22 protein-coding genes are annotated in these 24,336 nt (G+C 44.7%); 8 read left to right on the top strand and 14 right to left on the bottom strand.

Annotated features, from left to right (window positions below; genetic code table 11):
* Positions 1–55: 55 nt before the first annotated feature.
* Positions 56–1,117 carry an isoaspartyl peptidase/L-asparaginase family protein gene (locus K5Q92_RS02650; RefSeq protein WP_220767571.1) on the bottom strand — a complete coding sequence of 354 codons (1,062 nt, stop codon included), beginning with the start codon at positions 1,115–1,117 and terminating at the stop codon, positions 56–58.
* A 148-nt stretch (positions 1,118–1,265) separates the two neighbouring features.
* Between K5Q92_RS02650 and K5Q92_RS02655 the strand changes: the two genes are divergently transcribed.
* A complete protein-coding gene (locus K5Q92_RS02655; protein ID WP_374758434.1) occupies positions 1,266–3,113 on the top strand; it encodes an autotransporter assembly complex family protein in 1,848 nt (615 codons plus the stop codon).
* Positions 3,110–7,081: a translocation/assembly module TamB domain-containing protein gene (locus tag K5Q92_RS02660; RefSeq protein ID WP_220767508.1), complete on the top strand. Its 3,972-nt coding sequence runs from the start codon at positions 3,110–3,112 to the stop codon at positions 7,079–7,081. The genes K5Q92_RS02655 and K5Q92_RS02660 overlap by 4 nt, the downstream gene beginning before the upstream one ends.
* A gap of 98 nt (positions 7,082–7,179) precedes the next feature.
* On the opposite strand, the gene fadR is transcribed toward K5Q92_RS02660, so the two are convergent.
* Positions 7,180–7,899, bottom strand: a complete 720-nt coding sequence (gene fadR, locus K5Q92_RS02665) for a fatty acid metabolism transcriptional regulator FadR (protein ID WP_220767509.1) — start codon at positions 7,897–7,899, stop codon at positions 7,180–7,182.
* 292 nt (positions 7,900–8,191) lie between these two features.
* Here fadR and nhaB point away from each other — a divergent pair, with 292 nt between their 5' ends.
* Positions 8,192–9,778 carry a sodium/proton antiporter NhaB gene (nhaB, locus tag K5Q92_RS02670; protein ID WP_220767510.1) on the top strand — a complete coding sequence of 529 codons (1,587 nt, stop codon included), beginning with the start codon at positions 8,192–8,194 and terminating at the stop codon, positions 9,776–9,778.
* 92 nt (positions 9,779–9,870) lie between these two features.
* The gene (gene dsbB / locus K5Q92_RS02675) at positions 9,871–10,380 is read left to right on the top strand and encodes a disulfide bond formation protein DsbB (RefSeq protein WP_374758435.1); all 510 of its coding nucleotides are present in this window, start codon (positions 9,871–9,873) and stop codon (positions 10,378–10,380) included.
* 108 nt (positions 10,381–10,488) lie between these two features.
* Here the strand turns inward: dsbB and K5Q92_RS02680 are convergent, their stop codons facing one another.
* The 3 genes from K5Q92_RS02680 to K5Q92_RS02690 form a co-directional block, all read right to left on the bottom strand.
* Positions 10,489–10,929, bottom strand: coding sequence for a YcgN family cysteine cluster protein (locus tag K5Q92_RS02680; protein WP_220767512.1), 441 nt, complete (start codon positions 10,927–10,929; stop codon positions 10,489–10,491).
* 207 nt (positions 10,930–11,136) lie between these two features.
* Entirely contained in the window at positions 11,137–12,132 is a 996-nt protein-coding gene (locus K5Q92_RS02685; protein ID WP_220767513.1) for a lytic murein transglycosylase, read from the bottom strand.
* A 42-nt stretch (positions 12,133–12,174) separates the two neighbouring features.
* Complete coding sequence (locus K5Q92_RS02690) at positions 12,175–12,456, bottom strand: YcgL domain-containing protein (RefSeq protein WP_220767573.1); 282 nt, start codon at positions 12,454–12,456, stop codon at positions 12,175–12,177.
* Between the two features lie 120 nt (positions 12,457–12,576).
* On the opposite strand from K5Q92_RS02690, the gene minC reads away from it, so the two are divergent.
* From minC to minE, 3 genes are read left to right on the top strand one after another with little or no spacing between them, the layout of a single operon-like run.
* Complete coding sequence (gene minC / locus K5Q92_RS02695) at positions 12,577–13,242, top strand: septum site-determining protein MinC (protein WP_202720175.1); 666 nt, start codon at positions 12,577–12,579, stop codon at positions 13,240–13,242.
* Between the two features lie 30 nt (positions 13,243–13,272).
* Positions 13,273–14,082 (top strand): septum site-determining protein MinD, encoded by an 810-nt coding sequence (minD, locus tag K5Q92_RS02700; RefSeq protein WP_220767514.1) that lies wholly within the window; start codon positions 13,273–13,275, stop codon positions 14,080–14,082.
* A gap of 3 nt (positions 14,083–14,085) precedes the next feature.
* Entirely contained in the window at positions 14,086–14,346 is a 261-nt protein-coding gene (minE, locus tag K5Q92_RS02705) for a cell division topological specificity factor MinE (RefSeq protein ID WP_202720173.1), read from the top strand.
* Positions 14,347–14,425: 79 nt separating this feature from the next.
* Here minE and rnd read toward each other — a convergent pair whose 3' ends face one another.
* The 7 genes from rnd to tsaB all read right to left on the bottom strand — a co-directional run bounded on the left by rnd (position 14,426) and on the right by tsaB (position 21,079).
* Complete coding sequence (gene rnd, locus K5Q92_RS02710) at positions 14,426–15,535, bottom strand: ribonuclease D (protein ID WP_220767515.1); 1,110 nt, start codon at positions 15,533–15,535, stop codon at positions 14,426–14,428.
* Between the two features lie 95 nt (positions 15,536–15,630).
* Positions 15,631–17,298 (bottom strand): long-chain-fatty-acid--CoA ligase FadD, encoded by a 1,668-nt coding sequence (fadD, locus tag K5Q92_RS02715; RefSeq protein ID WP_220767516.1) that lies wholly within the window; start codon positions 17,296–17,298, stop codon positions 15,631–15,633.
* 186 nt (positions 17,299–17,484) lie between these two features.
* Complete coding sequence (locus K5Q92_RS02720; protein ID WP_220767517.1) at positions 17,485–18,360, bottom strand: alpha/beta fold hydrolase; 876 nt, start codon at positions 18,358–18,360, stop codon at positions 17,485–17,487.
* An 8-nt stretch (positions 18,361–18,368) separates the two neighbouring features.
* Positions 18,369–19,193: a class I SAM-dependent methyltransferase gene (locus K5Q92_RS02725; RefSeq protein WP_220767518.1), complete on the bottom strand. Its 825-nt coding sequence runs from the start codon at positions 19,191–19,193 to the stop codon at positions 18,369–18,371.
* Between the two features lie 74 nt (positions 19,194–19,267).
* Positions 19,268–20,011 carry a M50 family metallopeptidase gene (locus tag K5Q92_RS02730; RefSeq protein WP_220767519.1) on the bottom strand — a complete coding sequence of 248 codons (744 nt, stop codon included), beginning with the start codon at positions 20,009–20,011 and terminating at the stop codon, positions 19,268–19,270.
* Positions 20,004–20,312 carry a hypothetical protein gene (locus K5Q92_RS02735; protein ID WP_220767520.1) on the bottom strand — a complete coding sequence of 103 codons (309 nt, stop codon included), beginning with the start codon at positions 20,310–20,312 and terminating at the stop codon, positions 20,004–20,006. Before K5Q92_RS02735 ends, K5Q92_RS02730 begins: the two co-directional genes overlap by 8 nt.
* Before the next feature lie 50 nt (positions 20,313–20,362).
* Entirely contained in the window at positions 20,363–21,079 is a 717-nt protein-coding gene (tsaB, locus tag K5Q92_RS02740) for a tRNA (adenosine(37)-N6)-threonylcarbamoyltransferase complex dimerization subunit type 1 TsaB (RefSeq protein ID WP_220767521.1), read from the bottom strand.
* A 351-nt stretch (positions 21,080–21,430) separates the two neighbouring features.
* Between tsaB and K5Q92_RS02745 the strand changes: the two genes are divergently transcribed.
* Positions 21,431–21,856, top strand: coding sequence for a hypothetical protein (locus K5Q92_RS02745; protein WP_220767522.1), 426 nt, complete (start codon positions 21,431–21,433; stop codon positions 21,854–21,856).
* On the opposite strand, the gene K5Q92_RS02750 is transcribed toward K5Q92_RS02745, so the two are convergent.
* Both K5Q92_RS02750 and K5Q92_RS02755 read right to left on the bottom strand, forming a co-directional pair.
* Positions 21,849–23,774: an ATP-dependent DNA helicase gene (locus K5Q92_RS02750; protein ID WP_220767523.1), complete on the bottom strand. Its 1,926-nt coding sequence runs from the start codon at positions 23,772–23,774 to the stop codon at positions 21,849–21,851. The genes K5Q92_RS02745 and K5Q92_RS02750 overlap by 8 nt on opposite strands.
* A gap of 290 nt (positions 23,775–24,064) precedes the next feature.
* The gene (locus tag K5Q92_RS02755; protein WP_220767524.1) at positions 24,065–24,331 is read right to left on the bottom strand and encodes a hypothetical protein; all 267 of its coding nucleotides are present in this window, start codon (positions 24,329–24,331) and stop codon (positions 24,065–24,067) included.
* Positions 24,332–24,336 lie beyond the last annotated feature (5 nt).

Consider the following 24,336-nt stretch of genomic DNA (forward strand, 5'->3'; position numbering starts at 1 on the left):
CGAATATGAGCGCACCGAGCTCGACTAGTTGAGCTTAGTGCGCTTCATCTTTAGGTTATAGATCTGACCAGATCATCACCTGAGCGGGTTCATTTTGTTTTCGAGTTGCACGGTACATGCCTTCGGTATTAAATGGCGTAGCGATGTTACCTCGCTGATCGATAGCAATCACACCGCCCGTGCCACCAGCGGTGATCAGACGTTGATTAATCACCTCATCGGCCGCTTGAATAATTGATTTCTTCTGATATTTCACCTTGGCGCAGATATCACCCGCCACATGATAACGAATAAAGTACTCACCATGACCTGTCGCAGAGACGGCACAGACGCCGTTCTCAGCATACGTTCCCGCGCCAATAACGGGCGAGTCTCCGATACGGCCAAATCGCTTAGCCGTCATCCCGCCTGTTGAGGTGCCAGCCGCTAGATTGCCATCTTGATCTAGCGCAACAGCACCCACTGTACCAAATTTATAGTCAAACTCGCTGTAATCTAGGGCGCTTTGCTGATAATTATGGTGTGTGTTAGAGCCAGTGCTAGCCTGATAATCGGCGTTAGATTCCGCTTTCTGGATTTTTTCTTTGGCACTTTTCAGTTGCTGATAGCGGCTCTCGCTATCGAATGTGTTTACTGGAACTAACTGATAACCCTGAGTGAGCGCGAACTCTTCTGCACCTTGACCAGATAACATCACATGGGGTGACTTTTCCATCACAGTGATGGCTAAGTCAATGGGGTTTTTAATATGTTTTACTCCGGCAACCGCGCCAGCATTCATGGTTTTACCGTCCATAATCGATGCGTCCAGTTCGTGCCCCCCATCATAGGTATACACAGCGCCAAGGCCTGCATTAAAAAGCGGGCTGTTTTCTAGAATATTAATCGATGCCCGAACGGCCGATAAGCTAGTTCCCCCTTTAGCAAGAATATCGTAGCCCGCGTCAACCGCTTGCTGTAATTTCTCGCGATAAGCCTTTTGCTGCTCAGGGGTTAAATTTGCCTTAGAGATAGTACCAGCGCCGCCATGAATCGCGATTGAAAAAGGCCTATCACTGGCCATGCCACTTGCCGAGATAACTGTCGATAATATAAGCAAGGCTGTCCGACTTAGCATCTTAGAGTTCACAAACTGTATCCTATTGTATTTATTTGCTCTCTTTGTAACCATTTTCGGCCATAATTACAATCAGCAACTTGCTTGAGTTAACGATTCTAGTGACAATAGCTTGGTCTAAATTAAACTATTAATAAGAGTCTAATTTTTGTTGAAAAGTTTGCTTCGTGTGCTAACCACTTCCTTACTGCTTATCGGTGTTACATCTGTAACATTTTCAGTGCAGGCGAATGATTGGTTAACACTCAAGATTAACGGTGTCGAGGGCAGCTTGGCACGTAACGTCAAGGCTCACTTAGGCAGCTTGCCTGATTCGAGCGTGCAACGCCGTGCTTTTATCTTTAATGCCGAGGATAATATTGAAGCCGCAATGCACTCTATGGGCTACTACCATAGTAAGGTGTCGCAAAACGTCACTAGTCATGACAAGCGCCCTTGGGTATTAACGTTAGATATCGATGCTGGAAAGCCCACCTTAATTAGCTGGATTGATATTCAGGTTAAAGGTGAGATGCGTAATGATCCCGTCTTCGAAAAATGGCTTAGCCAGTTAAACGTGCGACCCGGTGATCGACTCAACCATGGGGTTTATGAGGATATCAAGGCGCAGCTACTGACACTCGCCCTCGCTCGCGGTTATTTTGATGGCAAATTCGATTTATCACAAATAGCCGTAGACCGTGACTTTAATACTGCAAAAATCTCTCTATATTATGATTCTGGCAAGCGTTACCACATCGGCAAGGTCAGCTTTACCGGAGCGACCTTAGAACCTAGACTCCTTGAGCAGCTTATTCCGTTTGAGCTTGATGCTCCCTATAGCACCGGGAACCTAGGCCAGTTAAACCGTCAGTTATTAGATACAGGATACTTTTCAAACATCAAGGTACTACCATTAGTCGATCAGGTCGAAGGACTACAAGTTCCAGTACGTGTCGAGCTAAGTTCGCGCCCCGATCACTCAATAGAGTTAGGTCTGGGTGCTGATATCGGTAATACGGTTGATAATAACCTAGAACCTCGTGTTCGAGTGACTTGGCGGACTCCACAAATCAATCGATACGGTCATTCTCAGGAGACAACTGCCGAGTGGTCGCCTGATAAGCCTAAGTTTTTGACAACTTACACCATCCCCTTAACTCACCCTCTCGATGACCAATTAAAAATACGAATGGGCATGCTCAGGGATAAATACGGAGTTACACAGGTTTACGATCCTGAAGAACGTGACTTTAATAATACGGGTCAGCTCGAAGCATCAAAAATGATGTTTGCTCTCATTCGCCAGCAACGGCTGCAAAGCAAATGGCTATTTAATTACTCGGCAGAAGTCATGCGTGAAGACTATACCCAGTCAGGCGTGGATTATGATCCAAGATTTGTGTTATTTGGCACAAGCCTGTCTAAAACTACCCGTGGGGATAACTCGCTGGATCCCAAGTCGGGCTTTTTCCAATTTTATAGCCTAGAGTATGCCGACCCAAGCCTTGGGTCCGAGGTCAGGCTGGCCCGTTTACAAACCAAATTTAAATGGATAAACACCTTTTTTGATAAACACAGAATCGTCTCGCGTTTAGATATGGCTGCCAACCTCACAAGTGATGGCTCGCTTGAGAGTATTCCGCCCTCTTTACGTTATTTCGCCGGTGGTGATCAGAGTATTCGTGGTTATAGCTATAACGAACTCGGCCCCTCGATCGACTCGGTTAATGACGAAGGTGAAATCGTTCGAGAAGTTGTCGGTGGACGCTACTTGATGGTTGGCAGTATCGAATATCAATATTATGTCACGCCAACTTGGCGAGTCGCGACCTTTATCGATGCGGGTAACGCTTTTGATGTGAACCAGATTGAGCTCATTACTTCCGTTGGTGCCGGTATCCATTGGATCTCGCCAATTGGCCCAGTCAAGCTCGATGTGGGTATTGGATTAAAAGAGACAGATACCATAAGTCGCCCTTGGCGTATTCACATTACCATGGGAGCCGAGCTATGACCGCATCCAGTCAAGGCCCCAATGAGGCCAACACTAACACGGCCGCTAAAAGTAGACCCTGGTATATGCGCATATGGGCCTGGTTTAAGCTAATAAGCCGCTTCGCTATCTACACGCCTTTACTCGTACTAGTTTGCTTTGCAATGTTGTTCGGTACCCAGTTTGGTAGCCATATCGCCATCAAGCTTGCCGACATTTTTGTTCCTGACTTAGAGCTTGATTATAAGTCTGGCCAACTCAACCGCCAGATTGAGCTAGATTATGCCGCTTGGCAGATGTCGGGGGTAAAAGTTGAAGTCACCGATCTGGTCTTGGCATGGAACCCTGTGTGTTTAATGCAAAAACAGCTGTGTGTAGAGCAGCTTGCAAGCTCAAAGGTGAATGTTGAAATCGATACCGCACTTATCGGTGCAGAGGTCGACTCTATTGACGACCCTGCATCAGGTACTGACCTTGACTCAAATTTAACCTCGACGATGGATGATACCTCTCCTGACGAAGAGGAAAATCAAGAGATCACCCTTCCCTTTGGGATCACCCTCGTCAGTGGCGCGCTCAATAATGTCACGGTTCGAGTCAACGATATGGACTTTAATGCCAATCAACTGGACTTAAGTGCTGAATGGCTTGCAACCGGGATCCGCGCAAGTTCTATCTATTCTGAAGGTCTATTAGTATCTATCCCCTTCTCCGAGTCCGCTGATGATAGCAATAACCCCGCAGCCGAGCCGAGCAAGAAAAAAATCGCTACCAGCAATACGCAGGTAAAAACACAACAAAACGAAAAACAAGAGCAGAAAGAGAGTGAGTGGGTTATGGCCAACCTGCCCCAAGTCTTTATGCCTATTCCAGTCTTTGTAGACGCCTTGGATATCGAAAACGGTGACTTGATCCTCGGCCCCAGAAAAGATCATTTCTCCAAACTCCATTTAGCGGGTAGCTATCAGCAATTTCTAATCAATATCGATGACTTTAACGCTAGCCATAGCTACGGTGACATTGATCTGAGCGGACAGATGTCACTGATTGACGATTACCCAATGGACATAGAGTCTTCGATAGATCTCGATCATGTGAAGGAGCTTCCAGGGCTTAAAAACCAACAGCTAGTGGTGACTGTTAAGCAAGGCTTTAAGGGACTTAACAGCCATATTATAGGTAGCGGTCAGTTTAACTTCGATATTGAATCGACAGTCGAGCTCGCTAAGCCACAGATCCCATATCAACTGACATTAGAGGCTGAGCAACTACAATGGCCACTAAAGAAGGCTCAATTTAGCGCAAGCAAGGTAAGCCTCACTAGCCAAGGTAACCTTGACGCGCAGCAGGTTAAGCTAAAAACTCAGTTCTGGTCACAATATCAACCAACACTCGATATCGACACGGTATTTAGTCACGCCAATAATCAGTTAGTATTTGATAAGCTCCACGGCAATAATCAAGAGTTAGGCGATATCGCTGTTCAAGGCTCATTTGAGTATGGAGAGGTATTAGCTTGGCACGCCAAAGTCGCAGCCCAGCAGTTCGATATCGGTCAATTAGATCTAGGCTTATCAGAGCCTTTACCAAATAGTGAAATCACTGGCCCTTTTAATAGCGCAGGCCGATTTAACCTCGCCGATAATTCGTGGGCAATCGATGTTGAAGATGCCAATCTTAGCGGCCACATCATGCATTACCCACTACAGATCGATGGTGCAGTATCCATCGACAGTAAATGGCACTTAAGCTCACAAGGCTTAAACGTCAGTGCATTACAAAGTCGATTGTTTGTTCAGGGTGAGGTCGACAAACAGTGGTCACTTAGCGGCGAATTAACCGTGCCTGACTTGAGCTTATGGCAGGCTGACGCCCAAGGAAATATTAAAGCCGATATTGATGTTTCAGGAGCGAGTGAACATCCCAATATTGGCGTGTCATTAAAGGCAAGCGATTTACAGATTTTTGAAGTGGAACTAGCTAACCTTGGTTTAACGGGCCAATATAAACCATTAGATAATCAAAGCTTTATTGCATCGTTCAATCTGCATGATTTTAAGTATCAAGATCTGGAACTTTCCAATATTTCCCTTAACGCACAGGGGGACTTAACTAAACAGTCGCTCATAATGACAACACAGGGAGACTTGGTCTTAAACACCGATTTAACTAGTGAGTATCACGAGAAAAACCAACAGATTATCGCTCAAGTCAAGCGGTTATCATTAGCCTCTAAATTAGGTGATATCACTCTAGAGTCTCCCTTTAATACCGAATATCACTTAGATTCACAAACGGGAAGTGTTGCGCCATTCTGTTTATCTCATGTTGGCGGCAAATTATGCGCCAAAGAGCAGATACAATTAGGCTTAGATGGCCATGCCTCCCTCGAATTTGTGGGCGATCTCGGTGTCCTTGCTGAGCCGTGGCTGCCTGAAAGCCTCGACTGGACGGGACCAGCAACACTCAGCTCCAAGCTACGATGGTTTGAAAATGCCAAGCCTATTGGCAGCGTTGAGCTTGAGCTTCAACCAGGTAATATCGACTTCCAAGCGACCAATAATAGCGAAGTTGCCATAGGCTATAAATCCGTACAGTTACGCAGCCGCTTAGATGAGAAGCAGCTGATGACCTCACTGTCATTAGAGTCTTATGATATTGCAAGTATGGAAGCCAATCTGGGAATTAACGTCACTCCAGATAGAAATATGCAAGGCCAACTCTCATTGCACCAGATTAACTTACAAGCCCTAGCTGAGTTGTTACCTGAGCTTGAGGTCTTAGAAGGTAAGATATCCAGTGAGTTACAAATAGGCGGTAGCTTAAGAGAGCCGCAAGTTTCCGGCGAGATCTCACTCAATGACGGATCAATTATGGCTACAGCCAACCCAACGTTGTTGGAAGATGTCGATCTCGACTTTATCTTTTCAGGCAAAAAAGCCAAAATCGATGGCGAGCTAAAAATGGGGAAAGGCCAAGCCTTTGTCGATGGCGAGTTAGATTGGGCCCAACAACAACTCAATGGTGCCTTTGCCATAAAGGGGAAAGATCTAGCAGTGATCCAACCACCACTGGCTATATTAAACGTCGGAACCGATCTACAAGTTAAGTTCACCAACGAGTCTTTCGATATCCAAGGTGATATCAACGTTCCATCCGGGCGCATTACCATAGTGCAACTACCGGAAGGCGGCGTTGCGGTTTCTAAAGATGTCGTATTTGAAGACAGTTTAGCGACAACAGAGCAACAGGTTTCGCCGCTTGCGGTGTCAGCACAAGTCAACCTCAATGTCGGGGATCGGCTACGTGTCGATGGCATGGGTCTTACCGGAAGGCTAAAAGGTAAGCTTGAGCTTAAACAAAGTCCATTTAGACCACCTCTGCTTTTTGGTGAGATAAAAGTCATCGATGGTAATTACAAATTTATGGGGCAAACCTTAGATATACGCGCGGGAGAAATGCAGTTTATCGGACCTATCGATGTCCCGAACCTTAATATTGAAGCCGTTCGTGAGATCAAGGATGAAGATGTTATCGCTGGTGTACGTATAACCGGTACGCCGATGAAGCCTGTCGTCAACCTCTTCTCATCCCCCGCTAAAGAGCAAGCTGAGATCTTAAATTATATCGTACGTGGTACAGGCCTGAATAACACCAGCGTTGATCAAAACAGTGGCTTAATGATGGGGGCGGCTCTGTCGTTAAGCAACCAGATTGGTGGCGGCGCCATCGGCAATATTGGTAATACCGCCGCTGGCATCATAGAGAAAATCGGCTTTTCAAATGTGCAGCTCGATGCAAACGATGATGGCCGCTTTGCCATCAGTGGTTTTATCGGTGACAAACTCATGGTCAAATATGGCGTGGGTGTATTTAACCCTGGTTATGAGATGACGGTGAGGTATTACCTTCTGTCTCAGCTGTATCTTGAAACTGTCTCAGGCACCATAGAACAATCTCTCGATCTCTACTATCGCTTCGACTTATAGCCTAGCCGTTAATCAGCAAAAACGAAAAAGCCATCTTTACGATGGCTTTTATCTAACGCTGAAATTTAGCACTGAACTCTGCGCATAAAATGCGGAGGTTAGTTATCAGACTGACCTAAATCTACAGGCATATCGTCGCGGAGACTTTGCCACATCACACCGCTATTAATGCCATAAGTTCGCATTAATGCTGGTACATCTGAATAATTTTTATCGATTGCTAGCTGCTGTAACTGCTTATAAAAATCCATCGCTAAAGCGCGTGCTTCTGCACTGGAGAAATAGTAACGACCCACTCGGCTATAAAGTCCTTTGAATCCATTTAAGATCAAAACATAAAGTGGATTACCCGAAGAGAAGGCCAAGGTATGTTGCAATTGATAGTCAAACTCAGCATAAGCTTGGGCGGTATCTTCTAGCTCATCGAGATGAGATAGGGCTTCTATCGCTTCATCAGGGTTATTGCGAATAGCGCCTCTGAAATAAATAGCACTGACGCTGCTTCTTGCCGATAACAACTGATCCACCAACTCAGGGAACCCCTCAGGATTCAACTCGGCAATCGTCTCTAAGATATTTAAGCCAGAAGTTTCCCAAAAGTTATTCACTCTTGTGGGTTTACCGTGTTGAATCGTCAACCAGCCATCTCGCGCGAGACGTTGCAACACTTCTCGCAATGTCGTGCGGGTAACACCTATTAGTTCTGAAAGCTCGCGTTCTGCGGGGAGAATAGAGCCTGGAGGAAACTTATTTTCCCAAATGGATCGTACAATATACTTCTCTGCGAAACTTGCAGGACCTTTGGCATTGATGATCATTAACCTACTCTATCCAATTATTAGTGTTGTTCTTTGACAGATCATACCAGAGCGGCGAAAAATGAAAACCAAAACAGACCGATTCGACCCCCTCTATTCAAATAAATTACTAAAAGCGAGTATTTTTTACTCTAACAGCGCGTTTTAAGTGATATTTTTTTGATATAGATACCTGTTTCGTCATAATGGGCGGCTTAAGTCATCAAAAAAGCTTTTACCTTTTCATCATCACGAGTAGCATACGGTGCAAATTTGCTACTTGTAACCATAGAAAAACAATAGAGAGGACTCCATGCCTGTGACAATGAGTCGGGCGTTTCTTGACAACTTCTTGGGTAATTCACCGAAGTGGTTCAAACTCGCGATCATATCATTTTTGGTGATCAACCCAATCGTATTTTACTTTAATCCGTTTATTGCAGGCTGGCTATTAGTTGTCGAGTTTATCTTCACCTTAGCTATGGCTCTAAAATGTTATCCACTGCAACCAGGCGGTTTATTAGCGATTGAAGCCGTGGCTATCGGCATGACTTCGCCAAGTCAGGTGTTACATGAAATTGAGGCTAACTTAGAAGTAGTACTACTGCTGGTCTTCATGGTCGCCGGTATCTACTTTATGAAGCAGCTACTGCTGTTCGTCTTTACTAAGATGATCACTAAGGTTCGCTCAAAAGTTGCTGTATCACTTCTTTTCTGTATGGCATCTGCATTCTTGTCTGCTTTCTTAGATGCACTGACTGTTATCGCTGTTATTATTACTGTTGCAGTCGGCTTCTACTCTATCTACCACAAAGTTGCATCGGGTAAGACCTTTGGTGAAAGCCATGATCACACCTCCGATGGTCACCCTCAACTGTGTGAAGAAGAGCTTGAATCGTTCCGTGGGTTCTTACGTAACTTACTAATGCACGCTGGTGTAGGTACTGCGTTAGGCGGTGTTTGTACCATGGTTGGTGAACCACAAAACCTTATTATTGCAGCTCAGGCAAATTGGCAGTTCGCTGAATTTGCGATCCGCATGTCTCCTGTAACTATTCCGGTATTTTTCGCTGGTATTACTACTTGTTTCTTAGTCGAGAAGTTTAAAGTCTTCGGCTATGGTCAACAGTTACCTGAAGCGGTTCACAAGATCCTATCAGACTACGATGCACATGAAGATGCAAACCGAACTAAACACGATAAAGTTAAGCTTCTGATCCAAGCGATTATCGGTGTATGGTTAATCGCAGGTCTTGCGCTGCACTTAGCCTCCGTTGGTCTAATCGGTCTATCGGTAATTATTCTAGCCACTGCATTTAACGGTATTACTAACGAACACGCTCTAGGTAAAGCCTTTGAAGAAGCCTTACCATTCACCGCGTTATTGGCTGTATTCTTTGCCGTTGTAGCCGTGATTATCGATCAGCAGTTATTCGCACCTGTTATTCAGTGGGCATTAAGCTATGAAGGTAACACTCAGTTAGTGATCTTCTATATCGCAAACGGTCTACTTTCAATGGTGAGTGATAACGTGTTCGTAGGTACCGTTTATATTAACGAAGTGAAAGCTGCGCTACTTAACGGCCAAATCACCCGTGATCAGTTTGATCTACTTGCCGTTGCCATTAACACAGGTACTAACCTACCTTCTGTTGCAACACCAAACGGTCAGGCAGCGTTCCTATTCCTACTAACATCGGCAATAGCTCCACTTATTCGTCTATCGTACGGAAGAATGGTATGGATGGCACTGCCATACACTATCGTATTGTCTATCGTAGGTATCCTTGCTATCCAGTTAGGCGCCCTAGAGCAGATGACTCAGTATTTTTATGATACACAAATGCTAATCCATCACTCTGCTCAAGCAGCGTCAGATAGTGTACTATCTGCTCATTGATAAGCATTTTCTGAACTATCTAACAAATAGTTAGTCATATAAAACGCCCTATTCAATAGGGCGTTTTTTTATCTGCAATGGAGACCCTGTCGTTGAATGCACTAATCGGTTTTGCCCACTCTCGAGCCGCATGGCTTATCCTAATGTTATCGGCTGTTGCCCTTGAACTTGCCGCACTATTCTTCCAACACGTCATGAAGCTTGATCCATGTGTGATGTGTATCTATCAACGCGTGGCGGTCTTTGGGTTACTCTTTGCGGGTTTGATTGGCGTTATAGGCTACAGTAATCGTATTGCTCGTTTAGTTGGCGTCATTGTTTGGGCTGTCAGCGCAATTTGGGGCTTAAAACTTGCTCTTGAGCTTGTAGACATGCAGATGAATCCATCACCATTTGCAACTTGCTCCTACCTACCTGAGTTTCCTAGCTGGTTACAGCTTCATGAGTGGCTACCGTCAATCTTTATGCCTACTGGCATGTGTACAGATATTCCATGGGAGTTTATGGGCGTCACGATGGGACAATGGATGATAGTCGCTTTTAGCGGCTACCTGCTCGCCTTGGCTATCTTCTTTGTTCCAGCGTTGAAGAAGTCTGTTTAACCCCGTTGACGTAGGTATATTCAGTTAGCATAGAGACATTTGTCATTGGTAAAAGACAGATACAAAAACGCCCTATTCAATAGGGCGTTTTTTTACTTCGGATCTTGGCTATTCAACATCTTTCATTGGCCAAAGAACAATGTGATCTTCGATATCTCGGATCTTAGTTTCGCAGGTCACCTTACCCGCAACCGACATGCCAGCCAAGATCATCGCCTCTTTGGACCCCGTTCTCAACGGATGCCAGCTTGGCAACTCTCTCCCCATAAATAAGCGTCGATAAGCGCAGCTGTCGGGCAACCAAGTCAATGATTCAATATTATCCACGGTAACCTTAGTGCAGCTCGGAACGAACTTAAAACGCTGTTCATAGCTTTTACAGTGGCCCGCTTTATTATCGAGTAACTGACAAGCGGCATTTGTGTAATAAAGCTCTTCGGTTTCATCGTCGATTAATTTATTCAAACAACACTTACCACAACCATCACATAATGACTCCCACTCTTGGGTGCTCATCTGTGCTAAGGTTTTTTCATTCCAAAACGCCATGCTTAAAATCATCTACTCATATAAACCGATTAGCCGAGCATTATACAACGCACACGCCACTCGGTGCACTAGTGGTAAGGCGGTCGATATGAATCGAATTAAAATTTGTGACCTTGATGGTCAAAATTAAATCAACAGCGACTTATCTATACAAAAATAGCGGCCAAGGCCGCTATTTATTTTTACTCACTCATCGCTGGTGAAAAATTAGATGATCGGAGGATATTTAATTCTTTCTGAAAGATAAGTTACTGAAATGGCGAAATAGTCCGACGCGTTCCACTGCAGTAGTCCCCGGTAATTATCATAAACTAGGTATTTACGACCATTTATGCCATCGGGCATCACCATGGAGATCTGCATATCTTCCCGTTTAGGTAAGTCACTGCCATCGAAACGCCTCACTCCCAGCGCTTGCCACTCATTGAACGTTTTCTTGATGCTTAGGCTGGCGACTGACGGCTCAAACTGCTTAGGAACCCAGACTTGCCGGCCCCAAGTTTCTGACTCTTTCCAGCCAGTCTGCTGTAGATAATAAGCCACAGACGCTAAGGCATCACTGCTATTACCCCAGATGTCCTTCTTACCGTCTCCATCGCCGTCTTGGGCATAGGAAAGGTAAACACTAGGTAAAAAGAACGCCTTGCCCATAGAGCCTGTCGCGTTACTTTTCAGCTCAGCAAAACTGAAACCACCTTGGTCAATAATCTTTAACGCCGCAAAAAACTCAGAACGAAAATATGTTTCTCGTTGACCTTCATAGGCAAGAGATGCGGTGACGGATAACACTGGATAGTTTGCAGGAGACTGGCCCAGATTAGACTCTATGCCTAATAATGCCACGATAAAACGTGGCTGCACTCCATAGCGTTTGCCAATTTTCTCGAGTTCAGCGTAATGCTGTTTATAAAATGCTCGAGCCAAATCGACCTTAGATTGAGGCACCACCTGCGGTAGGTAGGTTTCGAGGGTAATGGGTGTTTCGGCCTGATTATTATTGGTGGCCTTGGCCTTTTTAAACATCTTAATTTTAGGGAAAACCGCATCTATGGTTTGCTGACTGAAACCTTTATCTGCAGCTTCTTGCTTTAACACCGCAACATAATCAGAAAAACTGCCCTGAGTTTCACTTTGTGCCATAGCTGTAACGGGCAATAAACTCAAACAACAGGTTAAAGCCAGAATCTGTTTCCCTAAAACCATATATCCCCTTTATGAAAGCTTTTAATAGACTTAATCGCTGACTTACTCAGGATTAAAACCTATCTCTTTCTTATGTTGTTCTAATAAATTAACCACAGGCGGTGGCAACTGTAAATAGAATCCTTTTTCTTTCAGTTCAGATCTCACTTTTTTAATATCGGCAAAGCCCAAGTGTTCTCTTTTATCTATCGGCAACATCATCACTAATTGTGGCTCGCCAAACATCTCCATTAATGCTTCTGGAACACGCTCAAAATCGTTGCGTTTTTCAACGAAAAGGTAACTTTCAGCCTTTCGTAGGCTTTTATATACTGCACAGATCATATACGACTCAATTTCCAAACTATTCAACTTGCCAGCTAAGGGAGCACACTATACCATGGTCCGTTAGGAATATAATGGATATCGGCCCTGCGCTGACTTTTTCTAGAGAGCAATACAGGAATGCAAACACCTAGCCTCGAATTAAAAGGCTCTTCTTTTACTCTTTCTGTACTGCATATCAACAGTGATGATATGGCAGTTATCGCGGCGGAGTTAGATGCTAAGCTCGCTATTGCACCGCAATTTTTTCTAGGTGCACCTTTAGTGGTCAACCTGAGCGCCATTCAAACGAGTAATTTTGACATACTTGGATTAAAAGAGATATTAACCAGTCGTCAATTGATCATCGTTGGGATCACAAGTGCGTCAGCTGAACTCACTAAACAAGCTAAAGCGATTGGTCTGGCCACGGTTAAATCGGGGAAAGAATCCAATTCACAACCTCAACTGCCTAAGACCACCAAAATCGTTAAACAAAACGTCCGCTCAGGACAACAGATCTATGCAAAAAATGCCGATCTGATTATTGTTGGCGCGGTTGGAAATGGTGCAGAAGTAATCGCTGATGGCAGTATCCATATATACGGAACTTTACGTGGTAAAGCCATGGCTGGCGCGTCGGGCGACAGACATGCCGTTATCATGGCAAAAAAACTTGAAGCAGAACTGGTATCGATTGCAGGTCAATACTGGTTAACTGAGAACCTTCAGCAAAACGGAGCCGCACCAAGCGGTTGTATTCGTCTAGAAGGCGAGTCGCTTACGGTTGAATCATTGCCTCTATAAAGAGCGCAAATATAGAAAGGATTATAATAAATGGCACAGATTATTGTTGTCACATCGGGTAAAGGTGGCGTGGGTAAAACCACCTCAAGTGCTGCAATTGCCACTGGTCTTGCAATGAAAGGCCATAAAACGGTTGTTATCGATTTTGATATAGGACTGCGTAACCTAGACTTAATCATGGGCTGTGAACGCCGCGTAGTCTACGACTTTGTCAACGTCATCAATGGCGAAGCCAATCTTAATCAAGCACTCATTAAAGATAAGCGATGTGGGGATCTTTTTGTTCTGCCCGCCTCTCAAACTCGTGATAAAGATGCCTTGACTAAAGAAGGCGTGGGTAAGGTTCTTGAAGATCTAGCCAAAGATTTTGAATACATCATCTGTGACTCTCCTGCAGGTATCGAAACTGGCGCTATGATGGCACTTTACTTTGCCGATATCGCTATCGTTACCACTAACCCTGAAGTTAGCTCTGTGCGCGACTCAGACCGAATTTTAGGTATGTTGCAGAGTAAATCTAAGCGTGCAGAAGAAGGTTTAGAGCCAGTCAAAGAGTATCTATTGCTGACTCGTTACTCACCTGCTCGCGTGACAACCGGCGAAATGCTAAGTGTACAAGATGTCGAAGAGATCTTAGCGATTCCACTACTGGGCGTAATCCCGGAATCACAAGCCGTATTAAAAGCCTCTAACTCTGGTGTACCTGTCATTATCGATCAAGAAAGCGATGCGGGTATGGCCTACAGCGATGCTGTAGAAAGGTTATTAGGTGAAGAACTGCCTTTCCGATTTCTTACGGAAGAGAAGAAAGGTTTCTTAAAACGAATTTTTGGTAGCTAATTTATGTCTCTTCTTGATTATTTTAAAACGAAAAAGGAACCAAGCACTGCGGTGACAGCAAAAGAACGACTGCAGATCATCGTTGCACATCAACGTGGAGAGCGTGACGCCCCAGATTACTTTCCTCAAATGAAGCAGGAAATCATCGAGGTGATCCGTAAGTATGTTCAAGTCGGGCCCGATCAAGTCTCAGTTCAGCTCGAGCAGACCGATGACCACTTCTCAGTGCTTGAGCTAAATGTCACTTTGCCAGAGCAGAATTAATCCTCCCTCGGTATTGGCGCTTCATCTAACAAAAAAGCCCGCTTTCGCGGGCTTTCTTTTGATATTAATACTAACGATATTACAGCTTAAGCTCCGATAACGGCTGAGCGACAATCGCTTCTCTCCAGCCCTTTAAAATTAGAGGTTTATCGCCTTTTTTGCCATCCCAAACCCACTGCAAATATTCATGAATATACTTCTTAGAGCCTAATAACTCCAACGGAATTCCCTTCGACTCCGCTTGCTCTGCAATACAGGTCTTGATGCTCTTAAACGCATTTTTATATCCAGTTTTAAGGGCGATAACGTCAAGTGGCTTAGGCGGATTATCATAGCTGACGTTACTGATGATCTTAATAATCTCTTTACCGTGAATACGCTTTTCCTGTTCGGTAAGCTCCGTCATCTTATAGAGATCATTCGTTGACTTAGGCTGTTTCTTAGCCAAACCAATCAGGGCGTGATCTTTAACGACAAAGCCTAACGCCAGATCTTTTTGTAGAGCACGCTTAAGGCGCCATTGGGACAAATCCCTTAATACAGCAAGCTGATTTGAGCTAAGCTGGAAAGCATTCTTGACCTTAAGATAAGCGGTTTCAGGGGCTGGCGTCTCTAAACGCCCCTGCGTCATACGTACGCCTTCTTCATAAACCCAATCAAGCCTGCCCTGCTCTTCTAACAACTTAACCAGCTGCGGGTAAAGCTTATAAAGATAATAAACGTCATTTGCGGCGTAATTAAGCTGTGCCTCCGTTAATGGGCGTTTTAACCAATCGGTACGTGACTCGCCTTTATCAATGCTAACTTCCAGCATCTGCTCGACAAGTTTTGCATAGCCTAAACCATGACCCATTCCTGCAAGGCTTGCTGCAATTTGACTGTCGAATAGATTCGTAGGCTGTCGCTGGCCGTAACGTGCAAAGACCTCTAGGTCTTCACTACATGAATGCAACAGTTTTACGCAGCCCTCTTTGGTCAACAACTGCCAGAATAGGTCCAAATTATTGACCGCTAAAGGATCGATAAGTGCTAGCGTCTTTCCATCATAGGCTTGGATTAAGCCCAATCGCGCATAGTAGGTACGAGTACGAACAAATTCAGTGTCTAGCACCAATAAATCAGCTTCTTGGTATTGCTCCACAAGCGCCGCTAAACTGGCATCATCTTCAATATATTGAAACACTAACAAAGTTGTCTACTCCATAAATATGCAAAAGCCGGCGATTGCCGGCTTTAGTATAACCAAAAGTGGCAATCGCCACTTAATGACTGATGAGGGGATTCTTACTTAACCTCATCTCTCAATTCCCTACGCAGGATCTTACCTACGTTGGTTTTAGGCAGTTCATCTCTAAATTCTACCAGCTTAGGGATCTTATATCCCGTCAAATGCACTCGACAATGCTTGATTACGTCCTCTTTGGTCAAAGATTTGTCGTTTGCGACCACAAATACCTTAACCAACTCGCCAGACACTTCATGGGGTACACCCACTGCGGCGACTTCAATCACTTTAGGGTGCAATGCAACCACTTCTTCAACTTCATTCGGGAACACGTTGAAGCCAGATACTAAGATCATATCCTTCTTACGGTCAACGATGTAGAAGTAACCTTTATCATCCATATAGCCGATATCGCCGGTGGCTAAATAGCCATCTTTATCGATAACTTTACTCGTTTCTTCTGGACGCTGCCAATAGCCAACCATGACCTGCGGCCCTTTTGCAAATAACTCACCCGTTTCGCCTTGAGGCAGTACATTTCCTGCGTCATCACGGACCTGCATATCGGTGTTAGCAACAGGGAAACCAATTGATCCGTTGTAGCCGTCTAGATTATAGGGACAACAAGTCACCAATGGTGCAGCCTCTGTCAGACCATAACCTTCAAGAAGGCGCGTCTTTGTTAACCCTTGCCATTTATCAGCAACAGCACGCTGCACAGCCATTCCGCCACCAATCGATAGCTTGAGTTCTGAAAAATTAAGCTTGCCAAAGTCTTCGTTATTAACCAGCGCGTTAAACAAGGTATTTACACCTGTTAAAACAGTAAACTGATGCTTGTCTAGCTCACTAATGAATGCAGGTAGATCTCTAGGATTGGTGATCAACAGGTTATTCGCCCCCTTATGGATAAACAACAAACAGTTAACCGTCAATGCAAAGATATGGTATAGCGGCAGCGCCGTCACCACGAACTCTTTACCATTATCAAGCATAGGACCGTACGCGGCGTCAGCCTGTAAAAGGTTGCTCACCACGTTACTATGGCTAAGCATGGCGCCTTTAGAAACACCGGTTGTACCACCTGTGTATTGTAAAAAGGCAAGATCATCTCTTTTCACGTTAGGCTTAACATACTGTAAGCGGCGACCTTTATAGAGTGCCTTGCGCATAGAGATTGCATGTGGCAAATGGTACTTAGGCACCATTTTCTTGATGTACTTAACAACGAAGTTAACCACGGTACGCTTAGGCGCGCTTAAGAGATCACCAAGTCCTGTCAGGATAACGCTTTCAACTGGCGTATCGGCAACCACTTTCTCTAGGGTGTGCGCAAAGTTAGACACAACAACAATCGCTTTAGCCCCAGAATCTGTTAGCTGGTGCTTGAGTTCGCGTGGGGTATACAGAGGATTGACGTTCACTACAACCATACCGGCACGTAAGATACCGAATAGAGCGATAGGATATTGCAACAGGTTCGGCATCATAATAGCGACACGGTCGCCTTTATTTAGCTTTAACTCGTTTTGGAGATAGGCAGCAAAAGCTCGGCTACGCTCTTCCAGCTTACGGTAGGTCAGTGTTGCACCCATATTCACGAACGCTGGTTGATCCGCATATTTTGCCACTGAAGTTTCAAATAGATCCACAAGTGATGCATATTGTTCTACATCAATTTCAGAAGGCACATCATCTGGTAGATTATTAATCCAAAGTTGGTCCACAAAAATCTCCTAATATCTCCACCTGCGGTGGAAACAATACCGCAATGGTCGTTAGCAGCTTGCCAATAAGCAAGCTAAAACACTGTCAATTCATTATATTTATTGCAAACGCCAATAAATCATACGAGCGTTTAAATTTTGATTATCATCACATAAATGAAACAAAAAACCTAGCTTCTTTTTTGTTTACGTTTTTAAGAAATCCCGAATGAGATTAGACACCTCCTCGGCACCTCCCATATGAAGATGGTGATCTCCCTCGACTTTTACACTTTTTAGCCGCTCAAACCAACGATTAGCCATAGGGATCGCCTCTCGCAACTGAGAAAAACCTCCGCTACCAGAAATTAATAGAGTGTTGACTTTATGGGCTTGCATTAAGGCATCGACTTGCGAAAAAGTCAGTCTTAAAGGGGAGTCTAATTTTAAACGAGGATCACTGCGCCAGCATACCCCAGAATCAAGGGTTTGCATATTGCGCTGTGTCAATAATTCGCACCATTGTAGCTCTAGTGCGGTTAATTTGTGCCGTGCTTGCACGGCAACCGCCATATCACGATATACACTGACTGGTTTTGCCATTGAGGCAAGAAAACGTCGATGACCGCGAAAGCTATTGTCTAACCTTTTTTTGGCTTTAACTTCATCCTCATAAAGGGGGGCCAAAGCCTCGATCAAGATTAAATTTTCTACTTTATTAGGAAACGCTGCCGAGTAGGCTGACGCGATTATGCCGCCAAGGGAATGACCTAAAAGGGCCACGGGGCGCTGGTTGATAGAGAGTACATCTAGCAAGGCATCGAGATCGTACAAGTAATCTATCCAATGCAATGGATAAGCACCGGGACGATGCTCCGAGGCTCCATGTCCCGGCCAGTCGATGGCGAGAATTTGATAATCGGTTAAATAGTCACTCAAAGGTTGAAAACTATTGGCGTTATCTAACCAGCCATGCAGCGCCAATATCAGTGGCTTGTCTGCCGCCCCCCACAAACGTCCAGCCAATTTAATATGAGGCAACTGAATACTGACTTCGTCACCAAACTCACGCGCTAAGCTCATCTACACTCTTATTTTTTTACAAATTTCAGCGTCATTCTATCGCTTTCACCGATTGCGAGATACTTTTCTTTGTCTTGATCTTCAAGGGCTAGCCTTGGAGGCAGTGTCCACACGCCTTTTGGATAATCTTTACTATCCTTAGGATTAGCGTTCACCTCAGAGCTGGCGACAAAGGTAAAACCCGCATTCTCTGCAAGTTTAATCACTTTAGCCTGATCCATATAACCAGTTTTAGCATCCACACCTGGCTCGCCTCTATGCTCAACAATGCCAAATGTCCCACCACTCTTCAGCACCTTATAAGCCGATTCAAATACAGGCTCTAAATAGCCTTTCATTGCCCAGTTATGCAGGTTTCGGAAGGTCAGTACCACATCGGCACTGTTATCGGGACCCATAGTGTAATAGTTTGGAGGATCAAAGGTCACCGTGGTTGCGTTACCTAAATTAGCCTGATGTTCTTTTAGCCACTTTTCAAACTTCTTACCTACTTTTGGTCGGTATCCATTGCGGGCCTTTTCATCACTGGGATTTGTGTCGAAATTACCCGCAATATAATGGCCATCTTTAGCTAAATACGGAGCGAGAATTTCGGCGTACCAGCCACCACCAGGCCAAAGTTCGATAAGGGTATCGCTAGGCTTGATATCAAAGAAACTAAGAGTTTGTTCTGGGTGGCGGTATTGATCACGAGCACTATTTTTAGCTTGTCTGAAGTCACTACTGACTGCGGCTTCTAAAGCATGATTCTCATGTGCATTTACTGCGGTAGATAACGATAGGCTACAAGTGCTTACAAGCAGTACGCTTGCCGCTAACATTGTCTTTTTCATTGTAATTCCCCTTTTGATGACAGGCATCAACCTAACAGCAGGTTAACAAAAAACCAACCACTAAAAACAGAGAGTTACATTTTAATCTTATTACTACGCCTTTGTGCCGCGCCATCCACTCTGCGCCAACATAGATAGAGCATCAAGGCACTAGTGACTAACCAGACACCGACCCAAACCCAAGCAGGTACCCAACTCTGCTGAGCCAGCATGTTAGCATCCCCCTGACCTTCAAGTCCGAGTAGCACAACAGGGCTTGCAAGTGCATTTAGAATTATCATCAAGGCGATCACCCGTAGACCGCTAGCAAGAAACTGATTTTGCTTAAGCTTTAGCGGCAATAAAAATAACACTGCCAGCGTAACAAGAATGGAAATAGTGAGCAGATCTCGAGCCCAGAGTAGAATCGTCAGTACAACGGCGCCGCCCAGTATCGCAAAACTTACTCGTATGCCCCGGGGCCAAGTTGCAAACATAAAGATAAGGTAGCCCCACAGCGCGGCACCAAAGTAACCCGCAAAGCCTATCAGCAATGGCCAGCCTCCCTGACTAAAACATAAACCAGCACCGTTGGGAAACAGCTCAATATGACTAACCACACCTCCGCTTATAATCGTTGCTAGACCATGTGAAAGCTCATGGAAATAACTTTCTAACCATTTAAAGGGGATACTCACAAAAGGCAAGCGAGTGACTATGAAGGCGATAAAGAGTTCAAGCAAGAAGCGCGTACGACCGGGAGCACCTGAAGCCGTTGCTAACGGAGCCGAGTGACTCAAGCTACTGTCGTGACTCGAACTCGGCTGATGCTTAGGCATAAGTATCTATGCCAACCATTTGTTGGATCTCTTCTCGCTTTGCGGCGTGTTGATTAATCAGATATTGGGCAACGGCTCCACGTTGGCCACCAGTATGGCGTTCATATTCAACATGGGCACCAAGACGCGACTGAAGTGCGGCTGTATCTTCGTGATAGTCATTTATAACGAGCGCTTGGTGGGCCTTAGTCGGCAATACAGACTCAACACTGTCGCGAGTAACAGCCTGGGTCTGCACCGAGGCTGTTGCCTTGTTGCTCTCAAGCTTGTTGGTAACAACTGGATTGGTGTTGATCTGCATTTAATCGTCCTTAATTAACTCGATACAGGCTTAGGAGCTAGCAAGCTACACTACTCTCTGCCAGGCAGTTTTTGCCATGTTACCGTATCACGCAAATAGACCGGAGCTAAGTCATCAACCAACGTACTTAGACCTTTATTCACGCCATCTTGAGCCAATGCCAGCATATATTTAGCTTCTGGAAATTTAGCCTCTTCACAGAGTCCCATTACAGGCACTAACTCAAGTAACTTTGGATAAGCATCAAATCCGGTTCCACAAGCCGTGATGGGTAACGCCTCGTCTAAGCTTAGTACGATAGCCTCAGGTGCACTAACCACTTCTTCATTGACTAAGGTGGCTAATCCGTCAACTGCGATATATTGCCCCCAATACACCTCCCCCATACGCGCGTCGATAGCGGCTAAAACTTGCTTTGCCCCTTTATCGATAGCCGATTGCGCCATCGCGGCTAGGGTTGAAATGCCAATGACGGGGAGCTCTTGGCCTAAGGCTAGACCTTGGGTAATACTGGTACAAATGCGGATCCCAGTAAAGCTACCAGGGCCTCGACCGTAAGCAATCACATCGACATCTTGCAGCTTCAACTGAGCTTGAGCCAAAACCGACTTAACCATTGGCAATAAGCGCTGGCTATGTTCGCGGGGGGCATCGGCTTGCTCACTATAAACAACACCTAGATGGCTAACTGCTGCAGAACACGACTCAGTGCAGGTATCGAGTGCTAAAATACTCAGCTGTGTCGTATCGTTAGATTGTTTTGTCATGAATTACTTACCAAACCTATTATTTATCTGATTTACCATCGCAACGATCTGTAAAGTTCTCGCATTAAAAAAGGCGATGATAAAAGCCAAGTCAATGCACAACTTGGTTAATGTCAATTTTGCCAATTATACCCCAACTTAAACCAAAGCATTAAGTCCTAAGGCCAAATTACTTACCTCATACTTTAATCCCGGCATTATTCCCCCCTATGACAGCTCACCTCAACGCCCAAAACAGTAATTCGTTGCTTTTAATTCGTGCTAAAAAAGCGCTAAAGCAGAAAAATTGCTCTAAATTTAATAACAGACAACCTCCATGCTCACCGCATGGTCAAAGCCTAGGGAGGAAGAATGCGACAGATCACCATAGATTGGTTTCGTCTATTTCGTTACTCACTACTGTTTGTCATTTTTTCTATGCTAATGACCATTTTTATACTGATCTGGTTTTCTAATAGCCTAGAGGAAGCTTGGCAGAAAGGCTTGATGTTAACGTTTGCTGAGTATGAAATGACCGTCGAACTGACGCTAACACTGCTCATATACATTAGCTTTCCGGTGCTACTGTTTCGATTCCTCTACTACTTTTCTAAAATGCTCTATCGCGGTCGTAATCCTGGGGTTGCCATCATTAGTCATAAAACCTTATTTAACCCGCTAAACTTTTTACTGTTTCCAAGCTTACTCAATCCACAGGGGCTCAATTATCGTCGGCGCTGCTTGTTGGCCCTCATCTTACTGACCGCCATCTACTTGGTCATATTACTGATCACTTGATCTGTTCTAAAAATGCAGTCGCCTTATCAAGGTCACGGGTTCTGGCCATGGGCGGTAAAGAGTTTAAAAAAGCCTGCCCGTAAGGTTTATTGACGATTCTGTTATCACACAAAATCAGGACTCCCCTGTCTTTTTCATCGCGGATCAATCGACCCACTCCTTGATTCAAGGTGATCACCGCCTGAGGCAAGGATATTTCACTGAAGGGATCTTTACCTTCACGCTCAATGCTCTCACTGCGGGCACGGAACAAATTATCATCCGGAGAGATAAAGGGCAGCTTGTCGATGATCACGCAGCTAAGTAACCGCCCACGCACGTCTACGCCTTCCCAAAAAGCGCCAGTGCCAAGCAGCACTGCATTGCCAAGTTGGCGATACTTTTTCAACAAGCTCTGTTTACCCGCCTGACCTTGTACCAAGATAGGGTAAGCTATACGTCTCTGTAGTGCTGGCGCGACAAGGTTGAGCATCCTGTGACTCGTAAACAAGATAAAGGTGCGCCCTTTCGCAGCATTAATCGCCTTAACGCAGACATCGACAAATTGTGTCAACGCAGCATGATGGTTATTCACACTAGATAAGTGCCGAGGCACGCAAAAAAGCGCATTTTTGGCATAATCGAAAGGGCTTTCTAGTAACATCTCTTGGCTCTGGGTTAAGCCAAGCTGGCGCGTAAATAAACTCAAATCACGGTTAATTTGCAGTGTCGCCGAGGTAAAAATCCACGAAACATTAGACTCAAACAGTTTTCGACACTCTTTGGCCACATCAATTGGCGCAATACGCAACACTAAATAACGGTGTCCATAATCGATACTATAGGCCGCCTGATTGTTCTCACATAAGAAAAATAGCTCTAATTTATTAGTAACCACTTCTAGTTTTTCGATTGCATCGTCGAGGTTATCGCTGCGTCCTGCATGACCAATCAACAGGCTCTGAAGCACTTTGATTTCCTTGATTAATGACCAAGAGAGCGCCGACAACGCTTTATTCGCTAGTAAACGGCGCCAATCGTTATCACCTAGCTCAAATAGCACTTGATGCCACTCGTTTAAAATCGCTGAGCAACGGGCACTAAGCAACTCTATCTGCTTAGCATCTCTCAATTCTTGACGGTATATATCAATTAACTTCTCAAATAACTCAGACAATTGCCTCGTCGAGCACTGTTGGCCAAAGTAGGTTACGGCGATATCAGGTAACAGGTGCGCCTCATCGAAGATCACCACATCTGAATCTGGTAATAACTCGGCAAAGCCCGTTTCTTTGATGATCCGATCGGCTAAAAATAGGTGGTGATTAACCACAATAACCTTGGCGTCCATGGCACGATTGCGAGCCTTGCGGGTAAAACATTCATCATAATAATCGCAGCGTTGCCCGATACAGTTCTCTTTACTACTGACAATTAACGGCAACGCAGGAGAGTTTTCAGACACCGCCGTTAAGCCGCCAATATCACCATCTATCGTTTGGCCCGCCCACTGGTTGATCCGCAAGAGATCGTCTAATACTCGGGTTTCCATCGAACTTGCGCCCGACAGTTCCTTCTCCATTAGATGTTGACACAGATAGTTATTGCGCCCCTTCAATAACGCCACCTTAGGTGTTAACCCTAGCATGGCCAATAAAGCTGGTAAGTCTTTATAAAATAACTGCTCTTGAAGATTTTTACTGCCAGTACTGACTATCACCTGTTTGCCACTTAACAATGCAGGGATCAGATACGCAAATGTCTTGCCTACGCCAGTGCCAGCTTCAACCACTAAGTTATTGCGGTTATGAATAGACTCCGCCACGGCCTGAGCCATCTTGGCCTGTACCTCGCGGAGACTATAGCCTTTAATTGACTGAGCCAATACACCTTGGCTTGAAAATGCCGTAGCAACTTGTTGTGTTAATCGAACGTTCAAGAGGTAACGAACCTTTAATTTAGCCAGGCAGGCTTGCTTTTAGGGAGTGCGGGCAGTTTATCTCAATTAGCTCGCCAAGATTAGCTTTTGTTTTTTTGATCCACAATGGTGAAACTTTTAACCTCACTAACCATTGTCCTGTTTTTAGAACAAGGTACTTTAAAACACCGTGCAAATTATCAATTTTAAGTTAAAAGTGACATTTAGATGAAGTTTACTCATCTGCCGAAATAAGAGGTTGCAATCATTTTTAAAACTGATTAGTTTAAATACCAAGACAAGCAAGTCGCTTAGCCCAATGAGCAAGCCTTGAGCAAGCCTTGAGCATTCTGAGCCATTAAGCTCACAGATTTAAATTGAGAGAAACGAACATGACACAGCTTTTGAACACTATCCATCATCACCACCATATGCGGTAGCCTTCGGAAGCTTACTGCCGAAGGACTATTTCCTTCCGGCGGTTGATTTAAAAATATCAAAAACCCTTGGAAGGAATTCCAAGGGTTTTTTGGTTTTATCTTAACAGATTGTTTTATAAGAATTTTTGAATCAACCAATAGGA

It is taken from the genome of Shewanella sp. MBTL60-007 (genome assembly GCF_019654915.1).
Taxonomy (GTDB): domain Bacteria; phylum Pseudomonadota; class Gammaproteobacteria; order Enterobacterales; family Shewanellaceae; genus Shewanella.

Excerpts from the sequence above, each read along its gene's own strand:
- K5Q92_RS02650 (WP_220767571.1), bottom strand. The coding sequence starts at position 1,117 with ATGCTAAGTCGGACAGCCTTGCTTATATTATCGACAGTTATCTCGGCA.
- K5Q92_RS02660 (WP_220767508.1), top strand. The coding sequence starts at position 3,110 with ATGACCGCATCCAGTCAAGGCCCCAATGAGGCCAACACTAACACGGCC.
- fadR (WP_220767509.1), bottom strand. The coding sequence starts at position 7,899 with ATGATCATCAATGCCAAAGGTCCTGCAAGTTTCGCAGAGAAGTATATT.
- nhaB (WP_220767510.1), top strand. The coding sequence starts at position 8,192 with ATGCCTGTGACAATGAGTCGGGCGTTTCTTGACAACTTCTTGGGTAAT.
- K5Q92_RS02680 (WP_220767512.1), bottom strand. The coding sequence starts at position 10,929 with ATGGCGTTTTGGAATGAAAAAACCTTAGCACAGATGAGCACCCAAGAG.
- K5Q92_RS02685 (WP_220767513.1), bottom strand. The coding sequence starts at position 12,132 with ATGGTTTTAGGGAAACAGATTCTGGCTTTAACCTGTTGTTTGAGTTTA.
- K5Q92_RS02690 (WP_220767573.1), bottom strand. The coding sequence starts at position 12,456 with ATGATCTGTGCAGTATATAAAAGCCTACGAAAGGCTGAAAGTTACCTT.
- minC (WP_202720175.1), top strand. The coding sequence starts at position 12,577 with ATGCAAACACCTAGCCTCGAATTAAAAGGCTCTTCTTTTACTCTTTCT.
- minD (WP_220767514.1), top strand. The coding sequence starts at position 13,273 with ATGGCACAGATTATTGTTGTCACATCGGGTAAAGGTGGCGTGGGTAAA.
- minE (WP_202720173.1), top strand. The coding sequence starts at position 14,086 with ATGTCTCTTCTTGATTATTTTAAAACGAAAAAGGAACCAAGCACTGCG.
- K5Q92_RS02720 (WP_220767517.1), bottom strand. The coding sequence starts at position 18,360 with ATGAGCTTAGCGCGTGAGTTTGGTGACGAAGTCAGTATTCAGTTGCCT.
- K5Q92_RS02725 (WP_220767518.1), bottom strand. The coding sequence starts at position 19,193 with ATGAAAAAGACAATGTTAGCGGCAAGCGTACTGCTTGTAAGCACTTGT.
- K5Q92_RS02730 (WP_220767519.1), bottom strand. The coding sequence starts at position 20,011 with ATGCCTAAGCATCAGCCGAGTTCGAGTCACGACAGTAGCTTGAGTCAC.
- K5Q92_RS02735 (WP_220767520.1), bottom strand. The coding sequence starts at position 20,312 with ATGCAGATCAACACCAATCCAGTTGTTACCAACAAGCTTGAGAGCAAC.
- tsaB (WP_220767521.1), bottom strand. The coding sequence starts at position 21,079 with ATGACAAAACAATCTAACGATACGACACAGCTGAGTATTTTAGCACTC.
- K5Q92_RS02745 (WP_220767522.1), top strand. The coding sequence starts at position 21,431 with ATGCGACAGATCACCATAGATTGGTTTCGTCTATTTCGTTACTCACTA.